Genomic DNA, 21,395 nt, shown 5'->3' with positions numbered 1-21,395 from the left:
CCCTATTTCCGGAGCTTTGCTAAGCAGATAAAATATTTCAAAATGACCGTTTTGCCATACAGCCTTAGTTGACATACTCCACATTATAGGTAGTTGTATAAAAATAATAAGTCTCAAGCTCAAATCTCTTATTAAGTTGTCATATGCGTTATACTAGATATAAAGTCTTTTTAAACGGAAACAGAACTATGTTTGGAGTGTTATCATGTCAGTAAAAAGAAATGACCCTTGTCCATGTGGCAGCGGCAAAAAATACAAAAAATGTTGTATGAAGCAAGATAATCTAGTGGAGCTGAAAGAATGGAAAGAAGAAAAATTTTTGCTGCAAAAGAATAAATTAGTGGATCAAATGAAGGATTTTATAGCAGAAAAGGTGCCTCTGCGGGATTCTATTCCTTTAGAGTCTCAATTTAAGCAACGGATCAATCATATATTAGATGATGACAAACAAGAGGGATACCTGCAATTCTGGTTATTCTTTTTTAATCGTTATAAAAATGGTTTGCGTGGAATTGAGTGGTTTCTTAAAGAGGAGGGCCACCGATTGGCGGCAGAAGAAAGGAAAATGGCAGAACAGTGGGCACAATTAAAACCACAATTTGTCCAAGCAGTGGACTATACGGACCAGCATGTCATTTTTCAAGATGCCTATTCAGATCAATTGTATTATATACCGAGAACACTGGATAGCCAGCCTTTTGTTATACCATGGATGAGTACCTTTGGGCTGTTGGAAGAAGTCCATGATGAACATTATTTTAATGGAGTAAGAGCTATGCTCGGTCCAATTAGTTATTATAATGCCATTCAATATGTAGAAAATATGGCAAAAAAGAAGAATTTAGACCGGGAACAAGTGATGTTCGACTATTACCCTGAAATTCTCGTTGCAATGCACACTAAACTTGATGAACAAGATTGGCAAGAAAAAGAAATCAGCTTCTATAAGTATGAGTTTGAATTAGTACATCAAGAGCGTGGTGAAAAATTCCTGTATAATGATCCGTCATTCGATATTGATGTATGGGAACCAGGTCATAAGCAATTAACATGGGTGAGCGAGGTCAAAGGCTATACAGATAGCGAATTAACAGGTGAAGTATACGTCATGGATGTCGATGCAAATATCGAAATAAAGAATAATATTCTAACATTTACAACGTATGAGTTAAAAACAGTTAACCAATTTTTAAAAAAGCTAGCTAAAGTACCCGACACCTTCCGTCTGATAAATGATCAGGAGGAGGTAATTACGACACCTGTAAATATGGAGGTGCGACAATCTGCTGTTCGTTTGGAAGAGAAAACGCCACCGTATTTCGGGATGTACGCACAGATGATGGACCAAATGGATATAGACAAACCGATTCCTAAATATGATCACCAGTCACTACGACAATTGGTGGAAAATGGACAAGAGCAGGTGGCGGACCGATGGTTAAAGAATCAGGAATTTGATATCTATAAATTTGCAAGAGAACAATTTGGAATGGTCGACATTACGCCTGATTTTAATACACCGCGTAGAGCTTTGGGCTTAGCCTTATCACCATTTGTGACAGGAGGAAAGCAGCGTAACAGCGAAATAAAGTCTATACCAGTAACAAAAGAACGACAGACAGTTGTAGTCAAAGAAGATATTCCGATGTATGAGCGTTTAGGTATTACCGCACAAACAGTGGACGCCTTCTATACCAATGATATCATTGAATTCTATCGAGAAAAGACTGCTGGTAAGTCACGCAGTACAGAGGCAAAGTACGGTAATCGATTGAATGATATTCGGGAAGTCTTGGAAAAACGAAACATTCAAAGTTGGCAAGAATGTGATTTGCCGTTCTGGAAAAGGTTCATTACACAAGATATGTTAGATCTGTATGGGAATGATGTCAGCAATAAACAATGGAAAGAACTTTTAACAGTCGTCAAAGGATTCGCCAAATGGCTGGCAAACGAGGGTAAAATCACGATAGATAAGGAGATTATCGACTTCGCTAAGCAATGTTGAGATCTATCTTAACTATCTCCGGTTTTGAGGTGAACACATGCAGCATAAAATAGCGCCATTATTCATTTTACTTGCAGCCATACTGTGGGGAACGACAGGTACTATGCAGGCACTTGCACCAGATGCAGCACATCCGGTTGCGATAGGTGCTACCCGTTTAGCTGTAGGCGGCTTCTTTTTATTGTGCATGGTATTGGTATTCGGGAATTTGAACCTAAAGAATTGGCCGCTTAAAGCAACGTTAGGCGCTTCGTTATGTATGGCGTTGTATCAGCCGTTATTTTTCTCAGCAGTTTCGATTACAGGTGTGGCGATCGGAACAGTAGTAGCGATAGGGAGTGCCCCAATTTTGTCCGGTCTGATTGAATGGCTCTTCTTTAAAAATCGTCCTGCAAAAGTGTGGTGGTATTCTACTATTCTATCGATTGCCGGATGTCTGATGCTCTTCAGTAATAAAGAATCAGTATATGTCGATCCTGTTGGAATATTGATGGCATTGGGGGCAGGTCTGTCTTTTGCTGGTTATACGATGATCAGTAGAGACCTGGTAAAGAGCCATTCGTCTCTATCGGTTGTAGCGATTGTCTTTACGCTCAGCGCCATTTATCTATCTCCGTTCCTATGGATCTATGATATGTCTTGGATTGCAAGCGGGCGAGGTATAGGTGTCAGTCTTCAACTCGGAATTATGGCAACGGGAATAGCATACTTCCTTTTTTCCAGAGGTCTCACTCAAGTATCCTCATCCACCGCCGTGACGCTCTCACTGGCAGAACCATTAACCGCAGCACTGCTAGGCGTTGTCATCATAGGTGAACATTTAAGTGCTATATCATGGATAGGTATTGCCTTCTTAATACTAGGCATCGGAATATTAGTAACCTCGTCCAAGTTGTCCAGTGAATAAATACTTGGGAGGGAATGCTTTTCATTCGACCAAATATCCGATACAAGACCAACCGGACAAAACCAGGGTGGAGAAGCGCTCCAGTGTCCGATAGAAGCGCCCAACCGGACAAAATCGAGGAAGAGAGTCTTTCCAATGTCCGATAGATAGACCATTTCGTCAGCACCAGCTTTAACCGAACCTGCCTCATTCTCCATAAAAACGAGCGATTTTAAGCCTGGTTTTTTTAGTTTCAGCTGTGTTCCAGTGGATATGAAGAGCGGTCGTCCAGCACATGGTTAATTTCAATAAGGATCCTTAAGCTGATAAGCGTAATACCACAAGGTGATTTCCCCAATCCAAAAGTTTAATATTCTCGACCAACCATAAATTATTGGATATTATATTAACTTTCTTGTATTTTTAAGATTAATATCCTGTGAGATAATCCTTTTGAAAGCGATAACATAATGGAGGGTTGATAAATGAGAATGTGGAGCAAACACGTACTTTTAGGTTTTGTTATTTTATTGATCAGCTTCTTGGCGGCGTGTTCAGGGAGTGGGGAAGAAGCTTCCTCTGGAGAGGATACCAACAACGAGGATGCTGTGGAATTGACATTCTGGAAATCAGAAGATATTGGCCGGGCCGATTATCAAGCGTTTATGGATATCGTCGAGAAATTCGATAAAGAACACCCGGATATTGACCTGCAAGTCGATACGACACCAAATGCTGATTACCGAACAAGATTAAACACACAGGCAGCGGGTGGACAATTACCTGATGTGTTCCAAGTATGGCCAGGGGCTGAGTTAGAACCACTTGTAGAAGGGGAAGCGTTGCAGCCTATCGATGATATTAAGAGCTATTGGACAGAGGAAACAGGGTTATTAGACGAGGAAGACTTTAAGGATTTCTCTGTTGATGGTAATACCTATGCTGTTCCTGCCAACACGAATCCAACACATATGATTTTTTATGATAAAGATATGTTAGCGGATGCTGGATATGACGAGTTCCCAACAACCTATGATGAATTCCTCCAACTAATAGATGATTTGAAAGCGGATGATATTACGCCAATCGCACTTGGTAATTCTGATGCATGGGTCTTGCAATCCGTTTATATTTCTACTATTGCTGACCGTTTTACCGGAAATGACTTCCTTAAAGGAGTAGCAAATGGTGAACGAGCTTTTACCGATGACGATTTTGTAAAATCGTTAGGAGTCATTGATGAATTAGTGAAAAAAGGTGCCTTTAATGAGGACCTGAACACAATTGACAGTTCGCAAATGATTGATTATTTCCTACAAGGAAGAACAGCAATGGTCATGGACGGTAACTGGGGTATTTCTGCGATTTTAGAAAATATGCCAGAGGATAAAAATGTTGGGGTGGCGATGATGCCGCTTAACGACAAGAAAACAATGTCAACCGTTGCCGGAACGGGGGTCGCAATCAATAGTGACTTAGAAGGCGAGAAACTGGAGGCAGCGCATACCTTCTTAAAATATGTCTACAATCAGGAGCTCTGGGAAGATCTGATTAAAGTTGGACGCCCTGTTATTGCGAATGTAGAGGTGCCGGAGGACGCAGATCTTCATCCACTGCAACAGGATATGCTCGACTTAATAGCAGAATCTGAACCAGCACCAGTATATGATGCGACACTGATACCGGCAGTCAATGATCAGTTAGAGAATGAACTGCAATCGATAACGGTCGGTGGTTCCACGCCTGAAGAGGCAGCGGAAAATATTCAGCGTGTACAAGAAAGTGAACAGAAGTAGCAGACAGAATAAGTAGAGTGTCTTACGGGATGCTCTACTTTTTGTGCTTATCGATAATGTTATACTCTACTTATTATAAACACGGGATGAAATAGGGGTAATCAACTATGCAATTAATCCAATATATAAAAAACAGCTTAAAGTGGAAATCGGTGATTATTTTTTTGCTGCTGGTCACGATACCAAGCGGTTTAATCGGGTCCATCGTTCTCTATCAATCTAACAAAATATTAAAAGAACAGATTATTACGACGACGCATCGTAATTTAAACAACATGGAGTCCCAGCTCAATAACGTGGTTGCAGAAGTGGAGGATATTTCGAGATACATGATTTACAGTCAGGAATTCCGTGACTTTCTGACAGCTCCGGCGGTGACAGGAGAGGATTACAATCATTTAAATCAAGTACGTCGAAATATCAATGGTTTTTTTGTGTTTCATCAGTCAGAGAAAGAGTATTTTCATTCGTTTCAAATTGAAGGACAGAATCAGCAAGTGCTGGCAGCAGGCGATACGGTGACAGGAAACGAAGCAAAATGGGTGCAGCAGGCGAAGGATATGGAAGGAAAGATACTGTGGAGCACTCCTTATCAAATGCAGAATCAACAGACCAATCAAGACGAAAAAGTGATCACTTTGTATCGAGTGATTAATAATCTCTATGATATTAGCCAGCCAATTGGTATGGTTCGGATCCGCCTGGATTTGCAAGCGCTGTATCAGCACGTAACAGACGGCTTCACGAACAAACAGCACCAAGCCTTCTTTGTGCACAACCAGGAACAGGATATTACCGGAACTGGGTCAGAGCAGGATTTCACCTATCAAACGCTTATCGAGAAAATTGATACAGAAGGGGAAAGCTTTCAGCTCGAATCGGATGGGGAAGTGTATTACGGTGTTTCGCGATATATTGAACCAATTGATATGCACCTAGTATCCGTTGTCAGTGAAAAATATATTTTATCAGAAATGAGAGATATCCGGTCCACATTCGGCTATATGATATTAATTGCTGTGTTTATGGGATTAATGACGTTTGCCGGATTTGTCTTCTTTGTCGTTCGTCCAATTCTGGAATTGACAAGAGAAACGAAACGACTCGAACTCGGCGATTTTAAAGCACAAGTGAAAATCAGGTCAAAGGATGAAGTCGGTCAGCTCGGCTATCGCTTTAATTCGATGGTTGAACAGATTCAGCGATTGATTGACAGTAAATACAAGCTGGAAATTCAGCATAAGCACTCCGAATTAAAAGCATTACAGAGCCAGATTAACCCTCATTTTTTATATAATACATTAGACATGATTCGCTGGACAGCACGTTTGGAACAAGCGCCGGAAACGAGTAAAAGTATCGAAGATTTATCGACGTTATTCCGGATTACACTCAGTCAAGGGAAGGTGTGGATACCGCTAAAAGATGAAATAAAATATGTCCAAAGCTACATGGAATTGCAGAAAAAACGATTAGGCGATACCTTTCACTATGCGATTTTTACTGAAGCAGGTTTAACGGATAGTATGGTGCTCAAATTAATGCTTGAACCGCTGGTGGAGAATAGCTTCAAGCATGGTTTCCCACAGACGCAGGAAAACAAAAATATTACGATACGCTGTTATCAAAAAGGGGATGTCCTGGTTATCGATTGTCTGGATAACGGAATCGGCATAGACAGCAACAAGGTGGAGCAATTGCTGCATAGCGAGGAAGAACAAGACAGTTATGCGTTAAAGAATGTTCATGCTCGTTTGATTAATGCATTTGGCCCTGCATACGGTATTGAGATTATCGATGTGCCAGTGGGTGCCTGTGTCCGTCTACATCTTCCTTGGATCAAAAATGAACAAATGTTGAGGCATTTAATAGAAGGAGAGGACAAGAGAAATGACATTAAAGATGTTGATCGTGGATGATGAACCGTTAATATGTAAAGGATTAGCCAACACAATCCCGTGGGAGCAAATGAATATGGAAGTGATCGGGACCGCTATGAATGGAAAGAAAGCATTGGAAATCATGAAGAAGCAACAGGTCGATATTGTCATCACCGACGTGTATATGCCGGAAATGGACGGGATCGAGTTATCGAAAGCTATTGTGGACGATTTTCCGGAAGTGACTATTATTATGATCAGTGGCTATGATGAATTTGAATATGCTCGTCAGGCACTTCGAATCGGTGTTCAGGATTATTTACTTAAGCCTGTTGATATTGACGAATTACTGGCATTAGTACAACAGATCCAACAGCAAATAGAGGAAACAAGAATCAAGGAACAGGCGAAGCAGGAGACGGTATTGACCAACTATTTATCGCAGCAACTATTTCAGCTGCCGGATCCCTCGAATCTATCCGAAAAAATTGATAGCCGAGCGTATGCTTATCGAATACTGCTCATCGAAAAGCGAAACTATGATCATGATGCAGACTGGGCAACGGATCAGATAAAAAGGTTGACCGACTATTCCTCTATTTGTATCGAAACACACGAAAATCAGCTGCTGCTTTTTCTTTATGGACAGGAGGATATAGCAGAAGTAAACAGCCTTACCTCGGCAATAATGGCAGCATTTGATCAGGGAATCTCGGTGGCGGTTTCCTCTGCTTATCAGGATTTGCATCAATTTGCCTCGCTCTATCAGGAATTACATGCGCGGTTAAGTTTTTACCGGGGCACGGACAGACAGCTTATAACGGATGCGGAGGACCTTCCTGCTGAACAGGATTACGAGCTTAATCAACAGCTCGTATGTAAGATAGCGGATGCTGTTTTTCAGCAGGAGCAGGATGAGACAGAAGCTAAAGTAGGGCAGCTGTTTACCGAATTCGAACAAAAAGCAATAACGCTCCGTCAAATAAAAGAGGCATGCTGTTGTCTGCTGGAATCGATCAAGGAAAGGGGTCAGGACTCCTCTTTTGCCGAAATCGAGCTTGGCTTGCATGAGGAACTTGATTTACTTCTTTATAACAGTGTCGAGGCGATTCGTTCCTTGTTAATAGAAGATCTCGAGCGTATGATTGACTACCTCAAGCGTACGAATGACAGCCATTGGATCATTCAGCAGGCCAAGCAATATATCGAGAAGAATTTTCAGAAAGACGTGAAAGCACTGGAAGTTGCTGAGGCGCATTATATTACCCCGAACTATTTCAGTATGCTGTTTAAACAAGAGACGGGTTCGAGTTACTCTGAATATCTCAACACGATACGGATTAATAAGGCGAAAGCTTTGTTAACCGAGACGTCGAATAAAGTCTTTGAAATCGCCGAGTATGTCGGATACCGGGAGTACAAATATTTCGTGCAGGTGTTTAAGAACTATGTTGGGATCACACCGACACAATTTCGCAAACTCCATTCCATAGAAAAGTAGATATAATGTTAACTTTATAGGATTACTGAAAAATGTAAGCCCTTTTATAATGAAGAAAAGTTAGCATTTGGAGGGAGTGACCACACCATGCATTTATTAAAAAAACCGTGGATTATTGCAGTTGGAGTAATACCAGCGTTAACCCTTTATTTAATTTTTAGCATTGTGCCGATCTTTATTTCTTTTTATTATTCCTTTATGTCCTGGAATGGTTTCTCAGAGATGCAGTTCGTCGGATTGGCAAATTTCCAGGAAGTCTTACAGGATAAGGTATTCTGGTCATCGGTACGAAATAATGTACTGGTTGTCCTTGCGTCTGTATTCGGTCAAATACCGATTGCATTGGCATTAGCCTTATTGTTAAACCGCAAAATAAGAGGAGCTAAATTCTTTCGGACGATTGGGTTTATGCCGGTTGTGATTTCGACTGTCGTTATTTCGATTACATGGCGGATGATTTATAACTCGGAATACGGGATGATCAATAACTTTCTGGAAGCGATCGGGTTAGGTTTCCTGCAGCAGAATTGGCTTGGTGATCCAACCTGGGCAATGATTGCTGTCTGTATTACGATTATATGGCAGTTTGTCGGACTGTACTTTATTATTTTCTTGTCCGCTTTGCAAACGGTACCAAAAGAAATATTGGAAGCGGCTGAGCTCGACGGGGCATCGGAGTGGATGAAAACACGCTATGTCGTGATTCCTTCGATATGGAACATCATTTTAATTTCGATTGTGCTCTGTATCAGCGGCAGTTTGAAAACATTTGATTTAATTTACGTAATGACTTCCGGTGGACCTGCTAATTCAACGGAAGTGATGGCGACTTACATGTATGACAAAACATTCGAAGGACTTCGTTACGGCTACGGCAGTGCGATATCTGTTCTGATCTTTGTCTTTAGTATTGGGCTTATTATGATAACGACTAAATTACTGCAACGAAAAGAGGTGTAGCAAATGAGTGAAACAACGGTTAACTATGATACGGTATCGAAACAGGCTCGTAAGAAAAAGAGAGTGAAACGTGGCACGATTTATCTGGTTTTAATCTTGTTTACCATTGTCAATGCGTATCCGATTTTCTGGATGATTATGAACTCGTTTAAAACCGGGCAGGAATTTTCCTTTGATCCGTTCGGTTTGCCTAATGAATGGGTGTTTGTTAATTATGTGGAAGCATGGGTAACGGCCAATATCGGTTCTTATTTCTTCAACAGTTTATTTGTGGGGATTGTGGCGTTGCTGATTTGTATTCTGTTTGGGGCGTTTGCTTCCTATTTCCTGGCACGCTTTCAGTTTAAAGGCAGAAATTTGCTGTACGGGTTCTTCGTCGTCGGCTTATTGGTGCCGATTCACGCTACTTTGGTGCCGATGTTTATTCTGATGCAGAAGCTTGGATTTATAAATACCCATCTGGCCTTGATTTTCCCTTATGTGGCCTTTAATTTGCCGATTACGATATTTCTGTTAACAAGCTTCATGGGATCCTTTCCCAAAGAAATCGAAGAATCAGCGATTATGGATGGCTGTGGACCTTTTCGGATATTCTGGTCGATTATTCTGCCAATGAGTCGTCCGGCATTAGCGACCGCTGTTATCTTAAACTTTATTAACAACTGGAATGAATTCTCGTTTGCATTAGTATTGATTAATGATGATTCATTAAGCACATTGCCATTAGGTTTAGCTAATTTCGCCGGGGAGTATACCACCAATTATACCGCACAGATGGCAGGATTAACGATGGTGCTAATCCCAACGATTCTCTTCTATTTAGTGATGGAGAAACAAATCGTCAATGGTATGACACAAGGTGCTGTAAAAGGGTAAGAGGAGGACTAGATCGTGACAAAGACAATCGTTTTCTATGATGAGCAATTTCCTTATGATGGTGCAAGACCGTCACAGGCAATGTTAGAGCAGCTGGGTAATACGTTCGAGGTAGTCAACGCGGATCAACTCAGTGAAGCGTTACAGGATCAACATGTCAGCAGTTATGTGCATTTGCATGGTCCCTATTTTCCAAAAGAGGCATGGCCGGACTTGTTAGCCTTTTTCAAAAAAGGGCATGGTCTGCTTCATATCGGAGGGGCGCCATTCCGTCATCCGGTTCACCAGACTGCGCACGGTGAATGGCAGGTAGAAAGGGCACAAACGGCATACCACCGGCAATTACAAATTCATGAAATATTGCCGGTTGATCCTGCACCGATAAAATATCTGGAGGCAGATCACAAGCTGCCGGTTTTGGAAGGGAAAGAAACGTTATTTTCGATTGAGCCAACACATAATTTAATTTTGCATGTGACCCGACATCGGGATCGCCCTGAAGAGAATGGTTCGAGCGGTCCGATGGATGCCCACATTCATCCGTTATTGAAAGGGATCTCCAATGATGACCGGGAAGTAGCTGCACCAGCGGTATTACTAGAGAATACGAAAGGTGACTTTGCTGGTGGCAGATGGCTGATGATCAACCAAATGATTGGCGACCGTTTTTGGCAAAATGGTGGTGTAGCGGCTATTGCAGAGTGGTCCGATTTTACAAGAAATGGTGTAACGGAGATTTGGGTGAAGCCGAATTATGCGACCTATGAGCCGGGAGACCGTGCGAGCATTACCGTACAAATTGAGGAAATGATCCAGCAGTCAGTGGAATGGCAATTTGCTATCACAATCACGAAGGATTCACAGATAGTCTGGACAGGAAAGGAAACGATAACTGCGACAGATGAACTGCAATTTCTGCGAATTCCCGTCGATGTCGCGGTAGAAAAAGGACAATACCTGATAGAATGTCTGGCTACTTCTGCTTCGGGCGAACGGCGTATCTATACGCAAGGGTTCTGGGGAAATGATCCAGAATTATTGCAGCAGGGAAGTGTGATGGAAGCACGAAGAGATTACTTCTGGAAAGATGGGCGGCCTTTTCCGATTGTTGGCCAAACTTATATGACGTCTGACGTTGCAAGGAAATTTATCTTTATGCCGAACGTCGCTGCCTGGGACCATGATATGGCAACGATGAAGGAAGCTGGGATTAATTTAATTCGTACAGGACTGTGGACGGGCTGGCGTCACCTTATGTTTATCGATGGGCATCCATCGGAAGAGGTGCTGCGTTCGATCGATGCGTTTCTGCTTACCGCCAAAAGGCATGATATCGAGGTGACGTTTAACTTTTTTGCTTTTACACCAATTGCCTACGAGGGAGAGAATCCTTATCTTGACCCTCGCAGTGTAAAAGCACAGAAACGCTTTATCCGGGCATTGGTAGCCAGACATGCCGATACAACGAATGTGCAATGGGATTTAATCAATGAACCGTCGATGTTTGATCCCGAGCGGTTTTTCCAAGGGCCGCGTGCTGTTCATGACCGTTTTGAACAGGCCGCTTTTGAAAAATGGCTGAAGGACAGACATGGATCGATTACAGCATTGCAGGAGCGTTGGGATATGACACCGGCAGAGCTGCCTGATTTAGCATCGGTCGTTTTACCGGAACAGGATGATATTAATTTTGACATCGAGAAGATGAAGCAGCCCAAACAAGGACTTCGTTGGCTCGACTACACATTGTTTACGATGGATATGCATAATAAGTGGGCAAGCGAGTTAACCGAAGCGATTAAGTCGGTGAATGCGAAGCAGCTCGTGACAGTCGGTCAGGATGAAGCCATGTACAGCCAGCGTCCTACTCCATTCTTCTATCAGGAGGCAGTCGATTATACGACGGTGCACTCATGGTGGTTGATGGATCAGCTTGTCTGGGACGGGATTTTTACCAAAACGCCCCACAAGCCGAATTTGATTCAGGAAACCGGTATTATGTATGTCGAAACGGCAGACAGCAAAGCGAAACGATCCGAAGAGGAATTACGCAATATTTTGGAGCGTAAGTATGCCTATGCTTTCTCAACTGGAGGGGCAGGTGCGGTCCAATGGTTGTGGAATACCAACTTCTATATGAATAATACAAATGAATCAAATATTGGTGCATTGCGGGCGGATGGCACACAAAAACCGGAAGCAGATGTCTCCTATGATTTCGGGAGATTTATCGGTGAGATTCGCGACTTGTTTATTGAACGTGAACTAGAAGAAGCAGCAGTGGTCTTTCCTTATTCGAACGACTTTTCCAACCGGAAATTTGCCTTCGATGCAACCACATCATTAACAAGGGTACTTTCGTATCAGATGAATGTGCCATTCCGGGCGATGGGAGAGTATCATCTTGAGGCACTGGAGGAACAGCCGCCGAAGCTGTTGATCGTGCCAAGTGCCCATAATTTTAGTAAGGAAGCATCCGAGAAAATCTTCGACTATGTGAGAGAGTCCGGTGCCACTCTTTTGTGGACAGGTCCGATCGGGCTTGATGCGTATTGGGAGCACGGACAGCCACTAGCTGATCTTTTTGGAGAATATCGTTTGTCCAATGTGGTTCGCGAAGAGAGGCTGACGATAGACGGAGTGAACCATCCCGTCTCATTCGGCGATCGCCGCATTGGGGAAGTAAATAAAGAAGTAGTAGACGAGACTAGCAGACTGCTAGAAGGTAAGCTTGGTAAGGGAACCGTGCTGTGGTGCCCATTGCCGGTTGAGTTGAACGAACGTGCGGAAGTGTTAGAATCTTTATACCGTCAAGCGTTGGAACGTGCCGGTGTGGCAGCAGAGTTAAAATGGCTCGAAGGCGGTGACCTGCCTGGAGTTTATGGAAGAAAATTAACGTTCCGCGATGGCTACCTGTATACATTTGTATCAGAGTATGCAAGCGATACAGCTGTTAAGATACAGGACCCTGTCACTCACAAGGTTTACCAATTTAAGTTGGAAAAAGAGCGGTCGGTGTTATTTGCGACGAATAAACAAGGTGAGGTAACAGCATCGTACCGGCATCAGGAGATTTATCAAGGAGTAACTTCCTGATAAGTTTTACTAGCAATCAGTGGGGTCAAAAACACCCACTGATTGCAGTCTCACTTTATTGCGGTAATGGATAGAGTTATAGGAAAAGAATGATAACAACAGCGTGTAAACGAATAAGTAAACATGTATATAAAATAATATACAAATGCCTGTCAGTGGATTATGGTAACTAGCGTAGCGACTATTTTGAAATATTGTTAATGGTATGATGCCGCTCCGTGCCCACAGGACGCGTGGCACGGAGCTTTTCTAAGTAGATAAAATCTATCAAAATGACGATTTTGCAATTCAGCATAATCCATATTAAGCGAACTTAACTTCACGTTCAATATGATTACTGCTGTGACTGCACGTATATACTCGACTGATAAAAAGAAAACAGCCGAACAGACCACGGATCTGACTAATAAAGTCCGTGATTTGTTCGGCTTTCTTTCGGTTACACACCCGGGAACCAGCCAGGTGCATTCATAATAGCATTCCATAGCGGATCGGGTACGACTAATTCCTTTTGCTTCGATTTGTCGATTTCCGTAGCAATTTCGTCTTCTTTACCTTCCGCTACTTTCTGTACCCAATTTGGTTCAATGATGATTCCTCTTCCCAATGCAAGAAGTGGCACACCTGTATCCAACGCTTTTCGTGCATCTTCAGCTGTATAGATCGAACCGACACCCATAAGTGGGACACGATTATCTATGGTTTCAAGCAGATAATCGATTCTGGATCGTTCGATATTTTCTACTCCTCTTCTCGCTTTGGAGAAAAAGTCCATCAAGGAAACGTGTAAATAATCTAGTTGTTTATCGGCTAACATGTCAACCAATGCCAGAGTTTCTGTCATGGTAATGCCGTTTTCTTCAGGCTCTTCCGGAGAAAAACGGTAGCCGACAATGAAGGAGTCATCGGCATGCTCTGCCACTACACGTTCTATTTCATCGACAATAGCGAGTGGAAAGGCCATGCGTTTTTCCAGACTTCCGCCAAAACGGTCATTACGCTGATTGGAATGTGGGGAGAAGAATTGTTGAATTAAATAGCCATTTGCCCCATGTATTTCTATACCGTCGTAACCTGCCTCAATAGCGCGTCGCGTCGTTTCGCCGAACGCTTTAATAATGTCATCTGCTTCCTTTTCTTCTAATGGACGAGGGACGGTAGCTCCTTCACCAGCAGGTACGTTACTTGCGCTGACAACATCACCTTCTGGAACAAGATCTGGTGGACACATTTTACCACCATGGAAGATTTGCAGAATGGCTTTTGCCCCTTCTGCCTGAATTCCTTTGGCTAATTTGCTCAGGCTTGGGATCATGTCATCACTGTCTGCGGCAAATTCATTCGGAAAACCTTTGCCGTTTGGTGTAACGTACGTACAGGCTGTAATCACCATGCTTACGCCTTTCGAGCGGTGAGCATAGTAATCGACTTCTGCATCTGTTACCGTGCCATCAGGGTTTGATGAGAAGTTCGTCATTGGTGCCATTACTAATCTATTTTTTAATTCGATACCATTTTTGAATGTAAATGGCGTGAATAGCTCGTTATATTTTGGATTCATTCATTCTTTCCTCCTTGTTAATCATAAAACAAGGATAGTACATTCCTGCATCGGTGTATAACAATCTGCTCGTCATCATTCCTATTTACTTTAACGAATAAAGCCGTATCTCCCAAGGCGAGTCCTCATTTTCAAACGTTTCTTCATATGTCAGCCCCAGTTCCTGATGATTCTCAATTGGCACCGCTGATAAAATATAATCGCCGCCAAGCTGCTTCAGGGCGTTGGTGTTGATATCCAGCTCTTCAATGGACGTATCTTCATTTTTGGTAAACATATAATCCTTTCCAAGCTCTGCAGAATACATATAAAGTCTGCCACCCCATGAATCGAAATAATTTTCCAACGTAGAGCTTTTGGCAAGTTCGCCAGCGATCACTTCTCTGAATTCGTGTTTGTACGCTAATGGAAACGTGTTATTGTAAGTATCGAGTGTATAGAAGCCGTTATATTGGGCGATGGTTGGATGCATGCCAATACTGACAACTCGATAATCAGATGGATCCTTATTAATATAGCTTTTAATCTCGTCAAACAGATCCTCCGAGTAGAATTCGGAAAAGGTAGGCGTATGCAGCTTACTGTATTTCAGTTCCTCCGAAAGGCCGAACAGATGAAAGCATTGTAAGGCTACTAACACAACCACAAGCAGTTTTCCGAATCGTAAGTATTTCCACAAAATAGTCAGCGCCAATGCAAAACAAACGTACCAAATAATCGGGTCCAGGAAATGTATCCTGGAAAAATTAAAGGTGTTGGCAACCATGAAATGATCTTTCACTACACGCCAGCCTTCCCAATACCAAAAGGCATACCAGAAGGAGATGGCAAGATTTGCTGTGAATAATGTCATCAAAAGGCGTGGCTGTATCGTGCTTTTGTACATGGCGACTAACAGCGCGATTAAAATAACAGGGATGATAATATAAGCCTGATGCGCCTCGTCATGGGTATGGCCATAGAGGAAATTCTCCCAGGCTAATTGGTAACTTCGCTCAAATGTGTTGTGACCAAGGTCAAGCTCCTCACGATGAGAAGTAAACCCGGCATCAAAAAACATCGAGGTAATTAACAAGTAATTCTTCACGACATAAAGGCCTGTCATTGCAGCAATTGCTGAGAAGAATGCGCCATTCATTTGTTTCGTGCGGATCCAGTCGAAAAGCCAGAGCAAGCCCATTAAGGCAAGGAAAAAGACAAAGCTCAAGACAAAATTAGATAAAAACGGGATCAGCATTAACACAACCCAGAGATATACTGGTGTGTTTTTTCCGTATTTCCTTATGGTCAAAAACAGATAAAGCGCTAATGGAATACCTGCGATAGACAGTGCACCCGATGGCCAAAACGGTAGCAGGGCAAAAGCCAAGGAAGCACCGGCTAGAATCCATTGCGAGGAATCTTTTTTGAAAACGAAGCGGCTTAACAGCAAATACATACCAAAGAAAGCGGTAAACCGCATAATCGTTTGACTGATTGTATATGCTGTCATTGGTTCAAAGGCGACATATAGCCAGACCACGGTATCAAACGGGGAAGCGAGCGTACTTCTCGGCAACCCGTTAATCGCATTGGGCAGAAGGGTATCTGTCCAGGTGAAAATCTGACCACTTTCGGCCAGCATTTTATACCAGACGATATTGGAATCCATATTATCATGGACCCGGATGTGCGTATCTTCTCCCAATATATAATAGGGGAGAAGGTAGCCGATAATAATCAGGCATGCCAGGCAGAGATACTTATACTTGATAAAATTGTTGAATAGATTGGACCACATGATGTACATCCTCTTTCCTTATTCCGTAATAGAGCGGAAGACGCAGCAGTCGTTCGCTCTCCGTCGTGGTAAAATGATCCTCACCGGTAAATTCCCCGAATTGTTGTCCTGCCTGCGAGGAATGGAGTGGGATATAATGGGTGACGGCCATGACACCATCCGCTTTTAAGTGCTGAATTAACTGGGAGCATTCCGTCTTGTCTTTTGTTTTGATATAAAACATGTGTGCATTATGCTGACGGTCTTCCGGGATATAAGGCAGATCGAGATAGCCGGTTTCTGCAAGTTCCGCTAAACCTTGCTGATATAAATGCCACGTACGTAATCGATCCTGATTGATGCTGTCAGCATGGTCAAGCTGTACAGACAAATAGGCGGCATTCAATTCACTCAACAGGTAGGAGGAGCCCAGATCACGCCACGTATATTTGTCTACCATTCCTTTAACAAATTGGGAGCGATCGGTGCCTTTTTCCTGAAGGATTTCAGCCCGTTCCACGAGCGAACGATCATTGACGATCAGGGCACCGCCTTCTCCGCATGTATAGTTCTTCGTCTCATGAAAACTGTACGTACCCAAGTGTCCAATCGTTCCGAGCGGTTTTCCTTTGTAGGTACTCATCAGCCCTTGTGCCGCATCTTCTATCACCCAGAGGTTGTGCTTAGCGGCGAGTGCCATGATCGCATCCATATCACAGGATACGCCGGCATAATGGACAACCACGATCGCCTTCGTTCGATTTGTGATCGCTTTGGCAATTTGTTCCGGATCGATATTCATCGTTCCCGGTTTCACATCAACGAATCGGATCCTTGCTCCGCGTAATGCAAAAGCGTTTGCTGTCGAAACAAACGTATAGGAAGGCATAATTACCTCATCTTCCTTCGCGACTTCGGTCAATAACGCCGTCATCTCCAATGCCGCGGTGCAGGAAGGGGTGAGGATCGCTTTATGGCATCCTAAGACTTCTTCAAACCAGGTCGTGCATTTTTCGCCAAACGGACCATTGCCCGATAGTTTCTGGTGGGTTAATACTTGTTGAATTGCTTCTTTTTCTGTTCCGATTAAACATGGTTTATTAAATGGGATCATTGCTATCACCTCATGACAAGAATTCCTACGATAATGAAGGAAAACCCTATTATTTTCTGCGTACTGACAGGTTCCCCGAACAGGAAGATAGACAGGATAAAGACGAGTACAAAGGACAGACTCATAAACGGATAAGCATAGCTGATATCAAACTTGGACATCGCTGCCATCCAGCTGAGCGCTGCCAGAAAAGCAGCTGCGAATCCCGATAAGATCCAGGGATTCAACAATAATTGTAAAAGGAACAGGATTTTCTCTGACCATACTTCCGGAAGTCCACCTTGTTTATCCATCGTCCATTTGATGATCAGCTGGCCATATACTGTGAAGCCGATCGTACAAAAAATATATAAATATCCCATCCGTTACCCTCCATCTGCAAGTGTTCCGTTTAATTTGTGGTACACATCTACTGCCCCGTTTAATCGAAAGCCTAGCGAAATAAAGACGTTCAAGGAGGCAGGATTAGTCGGTGATATCGAAGTGCGCAGCGTATCGTGTCCGGTTAAACGGAATTGTTCCTGTACACAGCTGCTGGCAAAGGCGGTCGCCAATCCTTTTCCTCGGTAATCGCGATGCATGGCAAGCAACAGGATCTGATCATTCTGATAGGCAAAGAAACCTGCCATGCTGCTATGTAACTCAAGTGCCAGAATGAGATCTTTGTCGATCAAGTCGTTGACCCAATTGCGGTAGCGTGTATCAGCCATATGATTGGGAATGTTGAAGTCGCGATGAAATCGTCCGCCTGTAAATGCTTCTTCAGCGATATCAAGAATGTCTTCTCTATGAAAATTATGTGTGAATTGAATGTTTTCCTGATCGACTTGTTTCAGTTTATCCTTCTTGCCGATCGGTTCTATTAACGTATCCGCGTAATAAAAGCCATACTTTTTTAAATTGGCGGTATCTGCAAAAGGATCCACCTTGATCGTGAAATGTCCTTCTGTTTTGTCGGTCTCCGCCAATGCTGCTTCGGAATATTCCTTCAGCTGGAACGTATCTATGTGAAAATTCCGTTTATCCCATGGGGTCGGTTCAAGATATTTCGTCATCTATCGTCACTCCGTTCTTCTTTTTCATCTGTTTTTTCTCGAATGAGATACAATGGTCTGCCTTTGGTTTCATTGAAGATTTTGCCGATATAAAGGCCGAGTATACCGAAATTGAAAAAAATCAAGCCGCCTATAAAGAAGAGCGATACCATCACACTGGTCCACCCTTGTACATGCTCATCCATGAAAAAGTAGCGGCAAAATAAATAGACAGCATAGAGAAAGGAAACAAGGGAAATTAGAAAGCCAAACTGAATGGATAACCGCAATGGTTTGTTCGACTGTGAAATGATCGCATCGGTGGCTAAATGAATCAGTTTATACAGATTATAAGACGACTTTCCCTCTGTTCTGGCATCATGGCGCACAGGAATGCTTGTGTTTTTGTACCCCATCCATTTGATAAATAAAGGGAAATAGCGATTCTGCTCTCGCAATTTCCGAAAGTTTGTGACCACTTTCTGCTCGACGATACTGAAATTGGCGGTGGAATAATCCGTCGTCTGTCCGCTCAGATAATCGTAAATCCGGTAAAACAGCTGGGAAGACTTTTTCTTGAACCAGTTATCTTGACGGACCGTGCGTTTCGCAAAGACAACATCATAGCCTTCTAAAGCTTTCTGATACAGATTCGGGATTTCTTCAGGTCGGTCCTGGAGATCACAATCCATGACGACCACCCAATTCCCTGTTGTATCATCAAGGCCAGCGGTAATGGCGTGGTGCTGGCCGAAATTTCTTGCTAAATCAATACCTTTAATGGCATCATCCTGTGAGCTGAGTCGTTTGATTGTCTGCCATGCTTGATCAGGACTAGCATCATTTATTAGGATAATCTCGTAATTGGCTGGGATCGATAGGATGGCTGTTTTGATCCGATCACATAATTCGATCAGACAGGTTTCGCATCCGTAGACAGGGACAACGACTGAAATCAGCTGCTTTTCTGCAGATTCCATTGCTTTACATACCATTCCACGGTTTTTTCCATTCCACGGTCCAACTCTGCTTTCGGTTCCCAGCCTAACTGTTTGCGGAGCTTGCTGTCATCGACTGCATATCTCCTGTCATGCCCTTTGCGATCCTCGGTAAAGGTTATGAGCTCCTGGAAGCTCTTGACATGGAGGTGTTCTTTCCTGTCTGGTTTTTTCACGTCTAATATGGCGCAAATTTTTCTAGCTATTTCGATGTTTGTCCGTTCGTTTCCACCGCCAACATTATAACTCTCCTGTGCATTCCCTCGATGATAGATGACATCGAGCGCACTGCAATGATCATGTACATAAAGCCAGTCACGTACGTTCTCACCATCTCCATAGATCGGAATCTCTTCACCAGCTAACGCCTTCCGGATAATGGTCGGGATCAACTTTTCTTGATGCTGTCTCGGCCCATAGTTGTTCGAGCTCGAGGAAATAATCGTATTCATTCCATAAGTATGACCGAAGCTTTTGACGAGAAAATTGGCACTGGCTTTTGACGCACTGTATGGATTACGTGGATCGTATGGCGTAGTTTCTGAGAACTTCCCGTCTGGACCTAGTGATCCGTATACTTCGTCGGTAGATATATGATGGAATCGTCTCTTGGTAAGTGCGCCTTTTTTCTCCCAATCATTTTTGGCGGCTTGGAGCAACGTGGCTGTCCCTAGTATGTTTGATTCGATAAAAACGCTGGAATCTTCGATGGAGCGATCGACATGTGATTCGGCAGCAAAATGGATCACACCATGTATATCGTATTGATCGAATACATGCTGGATCAAATGTTGATCAGCGATATCTCCATGAATAAATTGATAATGGGGACTATGCGCTACTCCGCTCAAATTATGCTTCGATCCTGCGTATGTAAGCTTATCGATGTTCAGGATATTTGTATTGGAATATTTTTTCATGAAATAGTGAATGAAATTGGAGCCGATGAAGCCGGCTCCGCCTGTAATAAGCATGGTTTTGCTAGTCATTTTCCACTACCCCTAACATTGGATGATGATCGATGGAATCCCAGTATTGTTCGGAATGCTTGCGCTCGGCAATTTCAATCAGGTACTGGCCATAATCATTCTTTTCCATTGATTTTCCTTTTTCATATAATGCTTCTTTCGAGATGTAGTTCATGTAAAAGGCGATTTCCTCGAGACAGGCAATTTTGAAGCCTTGTCGCTGTTGAGTTGTTTTCACAAATTCGGAAGCTTCAAATAACGACTGCTGGGTCCCGGCGTCCATCCATGCGAAACCTCTTCCGAGCAGTTCAACATCGAGATGGTTCCATTTCAAATATTCTTTATTCAGATCGGTAATTTCGAGTTCTCCTCGTGCAGATGGTTGGAGCTTCTTGGCGATTTGGACTGCACGATGATCATAAATGTACAAGCCTGTTACGGCGAAATCGGATTTAGGATCGTCAGGCTTTTCTTCTAATGATAATACTTTCTTGTGATGATCAAATTCCACCACGCCAAAACGATGAGGATCCTTCACGCGATAGCCAAATATCGTAGCATGACGGTGATTTTTTATCGCATTGCGCAGGGTAGTGGTAAACCCTTGCCCGTAAAAAATATTGTCTCCAAGCATAAGGGTGACGTTGTCGTCTTCAATAAAATCCTCTGCAATTGTCAATGCTTCAGGGATCCCTTTTGGCTCGGTCTGCTCACGGTACGCTAACGTAATACCGAGTTCTTTTCCGTCACCAAGCAGCTTTTTAAAACGTGGTGTATCTTCCGATGTACTGATGATCATGATTTCCTTCAGACCAGCCAGCATAAGTACAGATAAAGGATAATAGATCATTGGCTTATCAAAAACAGGTAGTAAATGCTTATTCATACTGTCAGTACTAGGGGAAAGACGTGTCCCGCTTCCTCCCGCAAGGATAATTCCTTTCATCACAAAACATCC

The 21,395-nt window shown here is 42.9% G+C and carries 16 protein-coding genes; 8 read left to right on the top strand and 8 right to left on the bottom strand.

What is annotated here, in order from left to right; all coding sequences use genetic code 11:
• The first annotated feature begins 205 nt into the window (after positions 1-205).
• The 8 genes from MUN87_RS13295 to MUN87_RS13260 all read left to right on the top strand — a co-directional run bounded on the left by MUN87_RS13295 (position 206) and on the right by MUN87_RS13260 (position 13,003).
• Positions 206-2,008, top strand: coding sequence for an SEC-C metal-binding domain-containing protein (locus tag MUN87_RS13295; RefSeq protein WP_244740852.1), 1,803 nt, complete (start codon positions 206-208; stop codon positions 2,006-2,008).
• Positions 2,009-2,045: 37 nt separating this feature from the next.
• On the top strand, positions 2,046-2,915 hold the full coding sequence (locus MUN87_RS13290) for an EamA family transporter (protein WP_244740850.1): 870 nt from the start codon (positions 2,046-2,048) through the stop codon (positions 2,913-2,915).
• Between the two features lie 464 nt (positions 2,916-3,379).
• A complete protein-coding gene (locus MUN87_RS13285; protein ID WP_244740848.1) occupies positions 3,380-4,690 on the top strand; it encodes an extracellular solute-binding protein in 1,311 nt (436 codons plus the stop codon).
• 107 nt (positions 4,691-4,797) lie between these two features.
• A complete protein-coding gene (locus MUN87_RS13280; protein ID WP_244740846.1) occupies positions 4,798-6,609 on the top strand; it encodes a cache domain-containing sensor histidine kinase in 1,812 nt (603 codons plus the stop codon).
• Positions 6,581-8,071 (top strand): response regulator transcription factor, encoded by a 1,491-nt coding sequence (locus MUN87_RS13275; protein ID WP_244740844.1) that lies wholly within the window; start codon positions 6,581-6,583, stop codon positions 8,069-8,071. Before MUN87_RS13280 ends, MUN87_RS13275 begins: the two co-directional genes overlap by 29 nt.
• 87 nt (positions 8,072-8,158) lie before the next feature.
• Entirely contained in the window at positions 8,159-9,031 is an 873-nt protein-coding gene (locus MUN87_RS13270) for a carbohydrate ABC transporter permease (RefSeq protein WP_244740841.1), read from the top strand.
• Positions 9,032-9,034: 3 nt separating this feature from the next.
• On the top strand, positions 9,035-9,907 hold the full coding sequence (locus MUN87_RS13265) for a carbohydrate ABC transporter permease (protein WP_244740839.1): 873 nt from the start codon (positions 9,035-9,037) through the stop codon (positions 9,905-9,907).
• 15 nt (positions 9,908-9,922) lie between these two features.
• On the top strand, positions 9,923-13,003 hold the full coding sequence (locus MUN87_RS13260; protein WP_244740836.1) for a beta-galactosidase: 3,081 nt from the start codon (positions 9,923-9,925) through the stop codon (positions 13,001-13,003).
• A 439-nt stretch (positions 13,004-13,442) separates the two neighbouring features.
• Here MUN87_RS13260 and MUN87_RS13255 read toward each other — a convergent pair whose 3' ends face one another.
• The 8 genes from MUN87_RS13255 to rfbA all read right to left on the bottom strand — a co-directional run bounded on the left by MUN87_RS13255 (position 13,443) and on the right by rfbA (position 21,383).
• A complete protein-coding gene (locus tag MUN87_RS13255) occupies positions 13,443-14,564 on the bottom strand; it encodes an NADH-dependent flavin oxidoreductase (protein ID WP_244740833.1) in 1,122 nt (373 codons plus the stop codon).
• Between the two features lie 85 nt (positions 14,565-14,649).
• Complete coding sequence (locus MUN87_RS13250) at positions 14,650-16,344, bottom strand: DUF6044 family protein (RefSeq protein WP_244740831.1); 1,695 nt, start codon at positions 16,342-16,344, stop codon at positions 14,650-14,652.
• Positions 16,307-17,437, bottom strand: a complete 1,131-nt coding sequence (gene rffA / locus MUN87_RS13245) for a dTDP-4-amino-4,6-dideoxygalactose transaminase (protein ID WP_244740829.1) — start codon at positions 17,435-17,437, stop codon at positions 16,307-16,309. Before rffA ends, MUN87_RS13250 begins: the two co-directional genes overlap by 38 nt.
• A 5-nt stretch (positions 17,438-17,442) precedes the next feature.
• Positions 17,443-17,799: a DMT family transporter gene (locus MUN87_RS13240; protein WP_244740826.1), complete on the bottom strand. Its 357-nt coding sequence runs from the start codon at positions 17,797-17,799 to the stop codon at positions 17,443-17,445.
• Between the two features lie 3 nt (positions 17,800-17,802).
• Positions 17,803-18,492 (bottom strand): GNAT family N-acetyltransferase, encoded by a 690-nt coding sequence (locus tag MUN87_RS13235; protein WP_244740824.1) that lies wholly within the window; start codon positions 18,490-18,492, stop codon positions 17,803-17,805.
• Positions 18,489-19,451: a glycosyltransferase family 2 protein gene (locus MUN87_RS13230; RefSeq protein ID WP_244740822.1), complete on the bottom strand. Its 963-nt coding sequence runs from the start codon at positions 19,449-19,451 to the stop codon at positions 18,489-18,491. The genes MUN87_RS13235 and MUN87_RS13230 overlap by 4 nt, the downstream gene beginning before the upstream one ends.
• The gene (gene rfbB, locus MUN87_RS13225; protein WP_244740820.1) at positions 19,427-20,458 is read right to left on the bottom strand and encodes a dTDP-glucose 4,6-dehydratase; all 1,032 of its coding nucleotides are present in this window, start codon (positions 20,456-20,458) and stop codon (positions 19,427-19,429) included. Before rfbB ends, MUN87_RS13230 begins: the two co-directional genes overlap by 25 nt.
• Positions 20,451-21,383 (bottom strand): glucose-1-phosphate thymidylyltransferase RfbA, encoded by a 933-nt coding sequence (gene rfbA, locus MUN87_RS13220; protein WP_244740818.1) that lies wholly within the window; start codon positions 21,381-21,383, stop codon positions 20,451-20,453. The genes rfbB and rfbA overlap by 8 nt, the downstream gene beginning before the upstream one ends.
• Positions 21,384-21,395 lie beyond the last annotated feature (12 nt).

This window comes from Gracilibacillus salinarum (assembly GCF_022919575.1).
GTDB classification, from domain to species: Bacteria; Bacillota; Bacilli; order Bacillales; family Amphibacillaceae; genus Gracilibacillus; species Gracilibacillus salinarum.
This window is presented reverse-complemented; position numbering and strand designations above follow the sequence as displayed.

Coding starts and splice junctions, on each gene's coding strand:
- MUN87_RS13250 (WP_244740831.1), bottom strand. CDS start 16,344: ATGTGGTCCAATCTATTCAACAATTTTATCAAGTATAAGTATCTCTGC.
- MUN87_RS13270 (WP_244740841.1), top strand. CDS start 8,159: ATGCATTTATTAAAAAAACCGTGGATTATTGCAGTTGGAGTAATACCA.
- MUN87_RS13230 (WP_244740822.1), bottom strand. CDS start 19,451: ATGGAATCTGCAGAAAAGCAGCTGATTTCAGTCGTTGTCCCTGTCTAC.
- MUN87_RS13285 (WP_244740848.1), top strand. CDS start 3,380: ATGAGAATGTGGAGCAAACACGTACTTTTAGGTTTTGTTATTTTATTG.
- MUN87_RS13280 (WP_244740846.1), top strand. CDS start 4,798: ATGCAATTAATCCAATATATAAAAAACAGCTTAAAGTGGAAATCGGTG.
- rfbA (WP_244740818.1), bottom strand. CDS start 21,383: ATGAAAGGAATTATCCTTGCGGGAGGAAGCGGGACACGTCTTTCCCCT.
- MUN87_RS13235 (WP_244740824.1), bottom strand. CDS start 18,492: ATGACGAAATATCTTGAACCGACCCCATGGGATAAACGGAATTTTCAC.
- rffA (WP_244740829.1), bottom strand. CDS start 17,437: ATGATCCCATTTAATAAACCATGTTTAATCGGAACAGAAAAAGAAGCA.
- MUN87_RS13255 (WP_244740833.1), bottom strand. CDS start 14,564: ATGAATCCAAAATATAACGAGCTATTCACGCCATTTACATTCAAAAAT.
- MUN87_RS13265 (WP_244740839.1), top strand. CDS start 9,035: ATGAGTGAAACAACGGTTAACTATGATACGGTATCGAAACAGGCTCGT.
- MUN87_RS13290 (WP_244740850.1), top strand. CDS start 2,046: ATGCAGCATAAAATAGCGCCATTATTCATTTTACTTGCAGCCATACTG.
- MUN87_RS13295 (WP_244740852.1), top strand. CDS start 206: ATGTCAGTAAAAAGAAATGACCCTTGTCCATGTGGCAGCGGCAAAAAA.
- MUN87_RS13275 (WP_244740844.1), top strand. CDS start 6,581: ATGACATTAAAGATGTTGATCGTGGATGATGAACCGTTAATATGTAAA.
- rfbB (WP_244740820.1), bottom strand. CDS start 20,458: ATGACTAGCAAAACCATGCTTATTACAGGCGGAGCCGGCTTCATCGGC.
- MUN87_RS13240 (WP_244740826.1), bottom strand. CDS start 17,799: ATGGGATATTTATATATTTTTTGTACGATCGGCTTCACAGTATATGGC.